Raw genomic sequence first — 12,651 nt, forward strand, 5'->3', positions numbered from 1 at the left:
TCCACACCTTTCATTGGTTAAGCCACAAATCAATCTAACAGATGTTTTTCTATCCGTCAACCCAAAGCGTAAAATTTACGATTTGCCACCATGAATTGCTGTTAAACCGTAATATATATGAATCTTCAATCATGTATTTTGGAGTTTCGATTCATATGTTTAGTTATCTAAAAAGGTGTTGGGAGTTGCAGATGTCTTCTTTTGTTCGGTCAAATTTTCGTACGTCTATCATTCTACTAAACCTCTCGTATCATCGCTATTTCTCAACTTAGTCGTACCAACTCGTATCTTGTAAACTGCAAAAAGTAGAACTGACAGCTAACTCTATAGTTTGGAGTGAATTTTTCTTAGGAAAAATTCCTTATTTTCGTACGTCTATCATTCTACTAAACCTCTCGTGTCATCATTAGTTCTCCACTTAGACATACCCAACTCGTATCTTACAAACTGCAAAAAGTAGAACTGACAGCTAACTCCATAATTCGGAGTGAATTTTTCTTAGGAAAAATTCCTTATTTTCGTGCGTCTATCATTCTACTAAACCTCTCGTATCATCATTAGTTCTCCACTTAGACATACCCAACTCGTATCTTACAAACTGCAAAAAGTAGAACTGACAATATAAAAAGACCTAGAATTCTAGATCTTACTTCAGTGTGCGCACGAGGTAGACTTCTTCACAAAAGCCTTTTAGTGCGTTGTATATGTGTTGTGCTCGCGATTTTTTTTGGCATAGGCCATAGACGGTTGGGCCGCTGCCGCTCATCAAGGCTGCATCTGCACCGTATCGGATCATTCGATCTTTGATTTGCTGGATCACCGGGTGTTTCTTGATCGTGACTGCTTCCATGGAGTTGCCTAGGTGTTCAGTCATTTTTTGATAGTCCTGTGCTTCGATTGCTTCTATTAAAGCAGAGATGTTTGGATGATGGATCTCATCCATGACGATTTGCGAAAAAATGATGCGGGTCGAAACACTCATGCGCGGCTTGACCACCACTACCCAACATTGCGGCATTGTTGGCAACAGTGTTACTTTCTCTCCAAAGCCCTCTACTAATGCGGTCTGGCCATAGACACAATAAGGAACGTCAGAGCCAACCTCTGCACCTAGCCCGGCAATTTCTTCGATCGACAACCCCAGCCCCCACAAACGATTAACTGCACGCAATGCCGCAGCCGAATCCGTAGATCCCCCGCCCAATCCTGCAGCAACGGGAATTTGTTTGTGGATACGGACCCTCAGCCCTTGATCGATTTGAAATCGTTCCTTTACCAGCTCCAATGCCTCATAGACATGATTTTTCTTGTCGGTCGGCAAAAAGGCCTTGTTGGTCTCAATGATTATTTTATTTTCAGGAATCTCTTCAAGTTGCAGCCGATCTGCTAAATCAATGCTGGCCATCACCATGGATAATTCATGCAGACCATCTGGACGTTTGCCTAAAATATCCAACCCAAGATTGATTTTCGCAGGCGCCTTTTCCATGATCTCCATTTGCTCACCTGTCCTAAATTTTCACTAGGAAATTTTATCATAGCTTGCCTTAAAAGTATAGTTACTCCATTTTAGCATGGACCGATAATCTTTAGAACTGGTTGATACGAATGACGACGTTTAAACAGCAAAAAAGACCATCAAAGCTGTGGTTCAGCTTTGATGATCTAATATGCTCCTTAGATTGCTTGGTCTTGCAAACGACGGTATTTGAAGATTGCAATTCCCATTAGTGAAAGTCCTACTACTAAGAATGCGATGATCCCAGCACCACCTGTAGATGGCAGGAATCCGCCGTTAGAAACGTTTGGCAATGGCATAATACTGGTTGCTCCATAAGAACCAGAGCTTACTGTGAAGTTGAAAGGAGTATCTGGCAACAAGAATCCGTTTGGTGCTTTGGTTTCGACTAATTTGTAGTCTCCAAATTCCAAGCCAGTTACTTCTACTGCTCCGCCATTTTTAGAAACAAATTTAGTTGCTGCTGACAATTCTGATTTGTTGGTGTACTCAGTCCAAGTATTTTTCTTATCTGCTGATTGAACCAAATATTGTGTTTTACCGTCTTTTACTCGAGTGACAGCAAATTCTGCACCGTCTAGTTTTTTGTCGTCTTTGTTTTCTTCATGCTTCACGAATTTGCGTCCGCCAGTTCCAACTGAAGGAGGCAGATCATCTGAATCGACGACTTTGTTGTCATCTTTGCCATCGCGATTCATGAATACGCCAAAACTGTTGTCAATTTGTTGGTCAACTGGTGTATCTTTTGTAAAAGAGATGGCATAGTAAATCTCGATCGTTTTACCACCGTATTCAGCCAAAGCAGCTGCTGTTTTAGCAGACTCAGCATATTTTGTAGGGTCAGCTTTTTCAGTAACATTATGCAATTTGGCACTTAATTTGAATCCAGCGAATTTGTCTTTGTCATAATTTGGAAGGTCATTGATCTTGTAATCTGCATTGAAATTCGCCATGAATTCTGCTAATTTTGCATCCTTTAATTCTTGCCCGCCAATCACGATTTTGGAAATGCCTTCGAATAGAACCCCTTTTTGAGAAACCTGATCCTCGAAGCTTAATTTCGCATAACGTGTTTGTTTTGTTTTGCTTCCGCTAACTGTCTTTTCAACAACCTCACCGATTTGGCTTGGAATCGTGAAAGCTGCCCGGTAAGAAATTTTCTTGCCGATTTCATAGCTGTAGTAGTCATCTGGTGCAGGTGTTACGATTGGGTTGCCATCTTCATCTAACAATTCTTTCTTTAATTCGCCATCCATCTTATTTTTCGGATATAGATGAATATCATCAAGAACTGTGCCATCTTCTGTAACTGCTGGCAATACTAAAATAACTGGATGTCCTTGGTGTTTTTCTGCATCAATTCCTGATGGAATTGTTTCTTCAAAATAGTACACTTTGTAAGTACCGTCCGCAGCGCGTCGATCAAGCTGGAACGTAACATCCCCGTTGCTATCTGTTACATCTGGACTTGCTGCCGAAGTTGCACCAGATGGCAATTGATACGTCTTCATAAAGTTTTTCATTGCCGCTTGGTATTGTGCAGGTGTTTCAGACCCGGTCAGTTCATCGTCAAATTTAGCATAAAAATCGCTCGTTACATCAAAAGGTTCAAATGTAACACCCGGTAAGCCTTCAAATCTCTCCCAATCTGCATCTTCTTCCCCATTATTTGGAATCGGATTTGTTGGGAATTCATCCATTTTCTTTTTGTGCAATGTGACAGTTACCTTGGCTGCCTCTGCTGCACTGGCTGATTCACCCATCCCGAACAACCCTGTTGCAAATGGTACTAGGCAAAGTGCTGCAGTCAATAAACTCAATACTTTACGTTTCATTCTTTCTTCCCCCTGTTTTTTTCTTAGTGTAATAAAGCCCTATCGCCCCGAGTGCAACCAGTAAACCGCCAATTTCGAAATAGCTTCTTACCACATCATTGGTTTGCGGATAAGACTTTCCAGAATTCTGCGGATACTCTTTTACGGTGCGACTTCTTTCAATTGGTTCGTTTGGCTCTTCTATCGGATGCTTTGTTGGCGGTTCCTCTGAAGAACTAGTTGGTGGTTCGCTTGGTTCTGGTGGTACGATCTCTGCATATTTTCCATAAAATAGCAGTTGATAGCTTTCCTTCTGAGTATCTGGATAATACTGCGGCAAAAAAATCACGACTGGCAAGAGATGCTGGTTCCCAGTTTCTCCCTGTGCCAGAATCAAGTAGGCCGCATCCTGACCCTCTTGGTATCTCGGAACTGTTACGCTGGCTTTTCCTTCGCTATCTGTTTTGATTGGTGTGGAATTGAGTTTCTGAAGCTTTTCGTTTTCTACGAATGCCTTCATGGTTTCTTTTGTGGCATCCTTGTCAAGCAAAAATTCTTTGGCTTCCTTCTCAGTCAATTCATTGGTCAATCGCCACGAAGTTAGGTCGTAGACTGACAAAGTAATGTCTTCAGTCCCCTGAACCACTTCTCCTCCTTCTAATCGCGTATGTATCAACACTTGTACTTGCTCCTGCTCAGCAGCTGCCGAACGACTAGGTGAGTGAATACCTCCGATTAATAGAAGAAGACTGACAAAGAAAACAGCTAGTTTTTTCATGATGAGTCCCTCCTTCTATCTAAGAACACATCGTTCGTTGCACTAAGCGTTTCAGCGACTGCAAGGAGACTGGCCTTTTTGATTAGTTCATTTTCTATTCCACTGGCCTTCCACTGAATCCAATTCATGAATGGTTGGGAATTCAACCTGAGTGTTTCTGTTTCAATTTTCATATTCATAAATCGCCAGGCAGCATTCAGCTTCGCCCTTACAGGTTCACTTCTCAAGTGCGGTGATAGAAAGGTTACGTCTTGACTAACTGTACTGTATTCTCCAATCCCATCTGTTTCTTCAAAACCCATTTGCTTTTTTTCTTGAATGAAGTAGCAGCGTCGTTCCTGTTTTCTGAAACAACGAATTAAAAAGTGTAATACTGCAGAGGGTGTATGTCTCTTTTTAGCAACCCATTCATTTTTACCCATTGCTGTATCCATTTCTGGATTCCCTATCACTTGACCGTCCTCATCAAAGTGGTTGGCTTTGCCGTTTGGAACTAAGTTGTGCATTGAACCAAAAAATCGGTAGAAAATTTTTCCTGCATCAACGCTTCTGGTCAAAGTCAATTTTTTTGTTCCAGTCATTTGTTTCAATAAAAGACTGAAACGCGAAAGGATGATTTGGACCAAGATGGTTAATCTCAGCCTTTTCATTTCATATAACTCCTCCCCCCAATTCTCTCTTGTTCTCCTCTGCATCCCCATTTTAATAAATTTGAACATTTTATGCTTATTTTCGTTTATCAAAACTGATGTTATTGTTTATAATTAAACGACCTAACCAATAAATGGTCTATAAAAACAATCCGTTATTTTACAATTTAATTAAATAATTATAAACTTTACAATAAATCATTTAATTAATTATTTTTTCTCCGAATCAAAAGGTGCAATTTACTTTTAACGACACAAAAGACCGGTAAAAACGAAATTACCACGCTATAAATCCTTTACTATCAATGTTATTGCGAAAAAAATATATATTGTTATTTCTATATATTCCTGTTTATTTAAACGCTTTATTCAGATTTAAATTTTCTATTTTCAAATGACTTTAATTGTCAAAACCCTCCGATTTTGAAACATCATTTTTAACACAATCTATTTAAAATTCACCTCTGAGGGTGCGATTTGTCATTCCGTTCGATCGAACATCGTATTTTTAGATTTTATACGTTCATATTTCCTCTTTCCGTTCATTGATCAGAATACTTTTCTGTGCATTCCTATTTTTTTGAAAGCAAATTATGACCACCCGTGAGAGCAGGTGGTCATGATTTGCGGTATTTAATCTACAATAGCCATAGAAAAACCGGACCCTTCTTCTCAGGATCCGGTTGTTTAAACTTCAATCATCTCTTCGGTCAACGTCGCCCCTTTGTTTTTTCCGCGGCCGATCAAAAGCATCAGCTGTAGAGCGGAAAATAAGAAGCTGCTAGGTTTCATATAAGCGAAATACCGCGGCCGCCATTGGTCTACAAACAAAGTTTTCTCCTCCGCGACTTGTTGAAAGGCATAGAAGGAGTTGCCATATTTATAGATCAAGTTCATGATCCGTTCGCCCATGAAGGCATACGAGGTTTCTCCGACCTTCGCCAAAGGTGCCATGCCTTGGTAAACATGCCGGATGCCTTCTTTTTTCAGCTCATCCATGAAGTGCAGCTTTAAGAATGTAGGCAGATCTTCTGGAACATCGTGTCGAAAACGCAGCAAATCGTAAGAACAAGTTGTGGCATCGATCGGCTGTTTCGTTATAAAGCCCACGATGCGATTTTCAGGATCACGAGCGATTCCTACCTGACTCGCCTCCAAATAGTCGCGGCTAAAGCGTCCGACAGAGAAGAATTTTTCTTTTTCCCCATTGAGCCACTCTTCGGAGGTCTCTGCTAGTTCGTCAAATACTTCATCTGGAATCTCATTGAAATAAACAAAGTGATAGCCTTCGTTGGTCAACCGTTTGAATTCAAAACGATCGGCGAACACTTCATGAGGGTGCAGAGTGAAATCAGTGACTGCTGTTTCCCCGATCTTATCAAAATGAAACCCTAGATCGTGCAAAAGCAAGACGTATTCTTCGGAAATCTTATAAAACGCCAGCTGATACCCAAGCGCATCTGCGTGCTTGATGAATGACAAGGTCGCCTCTCGCCATTTTTGCGGGTTGCCAACAGGATCACCTAAGACGAAACACTTGTTGGCCTTCGTTTGAAACCCGAAGACAACTTGGTCATTGCCGTTTTCTTGATAATAATAATAGGTGTAGCCCGGCAACCGCAAGTAATGGCTGGAGGCCGTTCCGCCATAGCGATTGATCAAATAATTGTAGCGTTTTTCATCCCAAGACTCACCAATTTCTTCCCGATCTTGAGTCAAATATTGATACAAGACAGCCAAACACAAAATCGACAAAATCACTCCGATCAGACCGGACGTCCAAATATCTTCAGAAGGAAACGTGAAAAAGCGTGTCGGCAAGGCCTCATTTTTCCAAAATTGCCCGCTGTGATACCCAGCTACTGCATAAAAGATAAACAAGACCCCAAACAAAAGACCGTCGATCAGCAATGTGCCCCATGAATAGACAAAGGATCTCCGCCAAAATTCCTTCCTAGAAGCCCAGACGATCAATAAAACAATCAAATACGCCACGATCAACCGAACAGATGCTGTTTTAGTAACCGTGTTAACGATTCCGAAGATCAATAAAAGAATCGTTGGCCAAAAGGCTTTAGCTACCTTTTGGGTGATTCCCCGAGCAAGTCCGATCAGCAAAAATCCGATCAGCAGATTCAGCGATTGATCCAGGAAATCAAAGGAAAACGGCAGCAGCACCTCAAACAATCGACTTAAATTGGAAAGATTGGTGAAGGTCGAAAGCAGGATCATCATGATCCCAGCAAAATAGACTGCACCGACTAAAATTCCGTGAGCAACTTTTTGAGAAATCACCCGCGGCAAATTATCAAAGTAGCGATTCATTCTTACACTGGTGCTGGTCAGGAAAATCAAAATTCCAGTTGCAAACGGCAGCAGGTAATAAAAAATCCGATAAAACAAAATCCACACAACGGCCGTGCTTTGGTCTAGGCCAAGATGTCCCAAACCTAAGATCATCATCACATCGAAGGTCCCTGCTCCTCCTGGCACCATCGTCAGCATCCCGAGTCCTGTAGCAATCACGAACATCGGATACACCTCATGGATCGCCAAAGCAATGCCCATGAGTCTCCCAATAACCAGAAAAGCGGCCAAAGCACCCAGCCATTGCCCTAATGAAGCCAGATACAGTTGTAAAATCTGTTTGCCTTTGAACTCCTTGAACAAGGTTTTGCGTCTGAAATAGACCAATATAAACAATAACGGCGCAAACACTCCGCCCAACAGCAGCCAGATTCGATAACGCACGAAAGGATTCTCCGTTTGGAACAAAAACAGATCGATCGACGTAAAAAAGGCCAGAATCGACAAGCCGGTCAACATAAATAAAGCCATTTTGGACACATTGGCTAACACTTTTCTTTTTTCCAGACCTTTGCCGTAAAAGCTGGCCCGCAGACTTGCCCCTACGATGCCGCCAAAGCCGGCCAGATTATTGATCGTATTGGTCGTCCAAGCAGCCACCAGCCATTGCTTACGATTCAGCCTCGGTCGACCTTCCTTCTCCAGCGTGACGATCGCTACATGATCATACAGCAGCATCGGCAGCAGGCAGCCGATCCCTACGGCGAACATGCCGCCCAGTGACCAGCGATCCTGCTGTTGAATCTTCTGCCAAATCGCCGCCCAGCTCATGCCTTGAGCGATATGAGTGACCTGATTTGCAACGAAGAAAAGGACGACACCGAAAAATAAGATCTTCAGCAAGGTCGAATGGCGTTTGAACCATTGACTGAAAGTTGCTATGCTTTTTTTCACATCAGTTCTCCCACTTCTTTTTTTCTATCGTAGTCTATTCTAAGCGATTTGCCAACTTGTAGCCATTTTTTTCGAAAACTTCTTGTTTCTTTCTTAGCCTGATTTCTGGTCAACGAATCATCCTGCTTTACTGAAAGAAACGCAATAAAAATGAAGAGCTTCAGAGGAAAATATTTCAAGAAAACTAAGAACACCACCCAACTGACTAAGCCCAGAACAACAACACGGCTAGACAAGAGAACTGCCTAGCCGTGTGAGTATCTCGATTATTCTATTGAATTTCTTACCAGTACTGCCAAAAAACATCAGAGACAAGGATCTTAGTCCATCTCTGATGTTTATTCTTATTTCGCGTAATCGGTTGCTCGTGTTTCTCGAATCACGGTGACTTTGATGTGGCCTGGGTAATCCAATTCATCCTCGATCTTGCGACGGATGTCTCGAACTAAACGAACAGCTTCCAAGTCAGAAATTTCTTCTGGTTTGACCATGACACGAACTTCTCGTCCTGCTTGGACGGCAAAGCTTGAATCCACACCGTCAAAGCTGTTGGAGATGTTTTCTAGGTTTTCCAGACGGCGAATGTAATTCTCCAATGATTCGCTTCTTGCACCCGGCCGTGCCGCAGATACTGCGTCCGCAGCGGCGACTAATACGGAGATAACAGAAGTGGCTTCTGTGTCTCCATGGTGGGAGGCGATGGCATTGATTACCGTTTGGTTCTCGCGGTATTTCGCAGCTAATTCTGCACCGATCTCTACGTGAGAGCCTTCGATCTCATGATCTAGGGCTTTTCCGATATCGTGCAGCAAACCAGCTCGTTGTGCCAATTGAACATCTTCGCCCAATTCAGCAGCTAGAACACCGGTTAATTTTGCTACTTCGATCGAATGGTTCAATACATTTTGACCATAGCTGGTACGAAAATGCAAGCGACCCAAAATCTTAATCAGATCTGGATGCAAGGTATGCGCACCAACCTCAAAGGCTGCCTGCTCTCCGTATTCACGGATCCGTTCATCCATTTCCTTGCGAGATTTTTCCACCATTTCTTCGATTCGTGCCGGATGAATCCGACCATCTTGAATCAGTTTTTCTAACGTCATGCGCGCCGTTTCACGGCGGATCGGATCAAATCCGGACAACACCACTGCTTCTGGTGTATCATCGATGATCAAATCGATCCCCGTCAATGTTTCCAAGGTGCGGATGTTCCGTCCCTCACGTCCGATGATCCGGCCTTTCATCTCATCATTTGGCAGGTTCACTACCGAAACAGTCGTTTCTGATACTGAGTCTGCTCCGCAACGCTGGATCGCCATTGCCAGAAGATTCTTCGCTTTGCGGTCCGCTTCTTCCTTGGCACGCTGTTCAGATTCCTTGACCATCACTGTCAATTCATGATTTAACTCTTCTTCTGTCGTCTTCATGATGACATCTTTGGCTTCTTCTTTGGTCAAAGAGGCCACTTTTTCAAGTTTTGTTTGTTGCTCTCCAATTAGTTGTTCTACTTCTTTTTCTCGCTCGTCAATTAATTGCTGTCTAGCACTGATTTTTGTTTCTCTGTCTTCTAGTGAGTGCTCACGCTTCTCTAAAGAATCGTCTTTACGATCTAAAGACTGTTCTCTTTGAAGCAAGCGATTTTCTTGTGTTTTTAATTCTAGTTTGCTTTCTTTCAACTCACTTTCAACTTGTGCTCGATACTGCTGGTTCTCTTCTTTAGCTTCTAATAAAGCCTCTTTTTTCAAGGTTTCAGCTTCTTTTTGGGCAAGATTGAGAATACCCTTTGCTGAATTTTGTGCACCTTCAATTTCTCTTTCATGACGCGACTTTGCAACCATGAACCCTAAACCAAGACCGACAATTAAACCGATGATAGCGAGGAGAATAGGAACTGTCATTGAATCCACCTCCGTACTATCTATTTTTTTATGTGTAGTTTTTTGATAAACATCGTTAAAATTATCAATATGCCTACTTGCATACGTGTGTTATCACACAACTTTATTCTAATGTTTGAAAGATAGCGTGTCAACTTTAATTGTTAGTGCAGTCAATCACGAATCAAAGCGGTCCTAAAAAGAGAAAAGCGCTTTATTTCTTACATAAAAAAAGCGACAGCGAATCCAATAGACTCACTGTCGCTTGAAGGTCTTGCTTATTCGTCTTCTAATGGCAATTCTTCTTGGGCGTTCTCTGGATCCGCTGCTGTAACAGTACCTTCTTCACCGATTCCAAACGCTGCCCGAACACGTTCAGACACTTCTGCCATCATCTCAAGATGTTCAGACAGGTAGCGTTTGGCATTTTCCCGTCCTTGACCGATCCGATCGCCTTTATAGCCGTACCAAGCACCGCTCTTGTCGACGATGTCTTTTTCCACGGCCATATCCAAAAGCTCCCCTTCTTGAGAGATGCCTTGGCCGTACATGATGTCGACTTCGGCTACTTTGAATGGCGGTGCGACCTTGTTTTTAACTACTTTGATCTTCGTACGGTTCCCGATGATGTCGGTCCCGTTCTTCAATTGTTCTGCCCGACGAACTTCCAAACGAACGGTCGCATAGAATTTCAGCGCACGTCCACCAGGAGTGGTTTCCGGATTCCCGAACATGACACCGACTTTTTCGCGGATTTGGTTGATGAAGACAGCGATAGTCTTCGTCTTGTTGATTGAACCAGACAGCTTGCGCAGCGCCTGTGACATCAAACGTGCCTGCAGTCCGACATGGGAAGCCCCCATCTCGCCGTCGATTTCCGCGCGCGGTACTAAAGCTGCTACCGAGTCGATAACGATGATATCGACCGCTCCACTGGATACCAATGCATCCGCGATCTCCAGACCTTGCTCCCCTGTGTCTGGCTGTGAAAGCAGCAATTCGTCGATATTGACGCCTAATTTTTGTGCATATTGCGGATCAAGGGCATGCTCCGCATCGATAAAGGCCGCTGTTCCGCCTTGTTTTTGTACTTCTGAGATAGCATGCAGGGCAACGGTTGTCTTACCAGAGCTTTCTGGTCCATAGACTTCGATGATCCGTCCACGGGGATACCCACCAACACCTAATGCGACATCTAATGCAAGAGAGCCGCTTGGGATCGTCGATATTTGCTGATCGATCTTATCCCCCAATTTCATAATCGACCCTTTTCCGTAGTTCTTTTCAATTCTCTTCATTGCAGCGTCTAGTGCTGCTTTGCGATCATCAGCCAATGCGAATCCTCCTATAAATAAATGTATTGTTTTTTCGTATGACGTTTCTTCTATCTCAACAAATAAATCTCTTTAGCAACATCCTTAGTTTATCGGTTCATGTGGGAAAAATCAAGAGAAATACGAACAAACATTCGTATTTTTAGTTTTTATTTAGAATTGCCCGCCGAAGCAGATCCAATCCTTTCATCACCGCACTGTGGCGGACATAGGAGCGGTCTCTTGAGAAGTGATTTTCCGTCACTAGGGTCTCGCCGTCCTTTTGCGCCAAGGCAACGAATACCGTTCCTGGAATCTTTCCTTCCATTTCCTCAGGACCGGCGACTCCAGTGAAGGACACTGCAAAGTCCGTCCCAGCCTTTGCCAGAGCTTGTTCAGCCATCGCCTGTGCGCATTCCTTGCTGACGACCCCATAAGTATCCAGCAATGAACGATCGATGTCTAGAAAGCTGGCTTTCGTCTCTTTCGAATACGTCACAAAGCCGCCAGGAAAGACCGTTGAGACGCCGGGAATACTTCCCAATGTCGATTGGAATTCGCCGGCTGTTAAACTTTCCGCAGCAGTCACCGTCAGATCACGACTCTTCAACAGATCGACAGTGACCTTTTCAAGGCTATTCTCTTCCCCGTATCCGTAAAAATGCTCGCCGACCTTCGCCAATATCTCCGACTCAACTTGATCCAGCAGCACATTGCCAGAAGTCTCATCAACCGATTGCGCAGTAATCCGCAGAGTGACTTCATTCGGCTTTGCATAAGGAGCGATCGTCGGATTGGTTTGCTGCTCAATCAATTCTGCCAATTCGGTCACCAGCAAGGACTCGCCGATCCCGTAAAAACGCAGGACACGAGAAATCAATTTTTCGGGAGCGGGAAATTCCTTTTGCAGCAATGGGCGGGCTTGCTCTATGAACATCGGCTTCAATTCGCTAGGTGGTCCGGGCAATAAAACATAATTGTTTTTCTCTCCCTTGTAAAGACAACCAATCGCTAATCCAGTCCGGTTTTGCAAAGGAATCCCATCCTTCAAGGTCTCTACCTGACGCAGGTTGTTTGGCGTCATCGGATGTTGCCGATTCTTGAAGAAAGACATCATGTGCTCGTAGCCAGCCTGATCCTGCACCAATGGAACACCAACATGCTCTGCCAGAATATTCTTCGTCAAATCATCGTCTGTCGGCCCTAATCCGCCGCACAAGATGATTAAATCGCTGCGGGTATCTGCCAGCTCTAACAGCTCCTCTAAACGCTTGGGATTGTCTCCTACGACTGTATGATAATAAACCTCCACACCCATGTCGGCCAGCTCCTCCGAAATGAATGTCGCGTTTGTATTCACGACTTGCCCCAATAGTAATTCTGTCCCGACTGCAATAATTTCTGCTCTCATTTCATCCTCTTCTTTCTTAACATAC

General features: G+C 43.4%; 8 protein-coding genes. All 8 read right to left on the reverse strand.

Going from position 1 to position 12,651, the window contains the following annotated elements:
• Positions 1-646 precede the first annotated feature (646 nt).
• Complete coding sequence (gene ispE, locus NRIC_RS10080; RefSeq protein WP_146622584.1) at positions 647-1,498, reverse strand: 4-(cytidine 5'-diphospho)-2-C-methyl-D-erythritol kinase; 852 nt, start codon at positions 1,496-1,498, stop codon at positions 647-649.
• Between the two features lie 179 nt (positions 1,499-1,677).
• Entirely contained in the window at positions 1,678-3,354 is a 1,677-nt protein-coding gene (locus NRIC_RS10085) for a SpaH/EbpB family LPXTG-anchored major pilin (protein WP_146622689.1), read from the reverse strand.
• Positions 3,344-4,111: a pilin N-terminal domain-containing protein gene (locus NRIC_RS10090; protein WP_146622585.1), complete on the reverse strand. Its 768-nt coding sequence runs from the start codon at positions 4,109-4,111 to the stop codon at positions 3,344-3,346. Before NRIC_RS10090 ends, NRIC_RS10085 begins: the two co-directional genes overlap by 11 nt.
• The gene (locus NRIC_RS10095; protein WP_146622586.1) at positions 4,108-4,761 is read right to left on the reverse strand and encodes a hypothetical protein; all 654 of its coding nucleotides are present in this window, start codon (positions 4,759-4,761) and stop codon (positions 4,108-4,110) included. Before NRIC_RS10095 ends, NRIC_RS10090 begins: the two co-directional genes overlap by 4 nt.
• A 687-nt stretch (positions 4,762-5,448) precedes the next feature.
• A complete protein-coding gene (gene mprF, locus NRIC_RS10100) occupies positions 5,449-8,022 on the reverse strand; it encodes a bifunctional lysylphosphatidylglycerol flippase/synthetase MprF (RefSeq protein ID WP_373862074.1) in 2,574 nt (857 codons plus the stop codon).
• Between the two features lie 344 nt (positions 8,023-8,366).
• Complete coding sequence (gene rny / locus NRIC_RS10105) at positions 8,367-9,923, reverse strand: ribonuclease Y (RefSeq protein ID WP_146622587.1); 1,557 nt, start codon at positions 9,921-9,923, stop codon at positions 8,367-8,369.
• Between the two features lie 257 nt (positions 9,924-10,180).
• Complete coding sequence (recA, locus tag NRIC_RS10110; protein WP_146622588.1) at positions 10,181-11,236, reverse strand: recombinase RecA; 1,056 nt, start codon at positions 11,234-11,236, stop codon at positions 10,181-10,183.
• Between the two features lie 142 nt (positions 11,237-11,378).
• On the reverse strand, positions 11,379-12,626 hold the full coding sequence (locus NRIC_RS10115) for a competence/damage-inducible protein A (RefSeq protein ID WP_146622589.1): 1,248 nt from the start codon (positions 12,624-12,626) through the stop codon (positions 11,379-11,381).
• Between the last annotated feature and the right edge of the window lie 25 nt (positions 12,627-12,651).

Source organism: Enterococcus florum, from assembly GCF_004309355.1.
Lineage (GTDB): Bacteria > Bacillota > Bacilli > Lactobacillales > Enterococcaceae > Enterococcus_A > Enterococcus_A florum.

Coding starts and splice junctions, on each gene's coding strand:
- ispE (WP_146622584.1), bottom strand. CDS start 1,498: ATGGAGATCATGGAAAAGGCGCCTGCGAAAATCAATCTTGGGTTGGAT.
- NRIC_RS10085 (WP_146622689.1), bottom strand. CDS start 3,354: ATGAAACGTAAAGTATTGAGTTTATTGACTGCAGCACTTTGCCTAGTA.
- NRIC_RS10090 (WP_146622585.1), bottom strand. CDS start 4,111: ATGAAAAAACTAGCTGTTTTCTTTGTCAGTCTTCTTCTATTAATCGGA.
- NRIC_RS10095 (WP_146622586.1), bottom strand. CDS start 4,761: ATGAAAAGGCTGAGATTAACCATCTTGGTCCAAATCATCCTTTCGCGT.
- rny (WP_146622587.1), bottom strand. CDS start 9,923: ATGACAGTTCCTATTCTCCTCGCTATCATCGGTTTAATTGTCGGTCTT.
- NRIC_RS10115 (WP_146622589.1), bottom strand. CDS start 12,626: ATGAGAGCAGAAATTATTGCAGTCGGGACAGAATTACTATTGGGGCAA.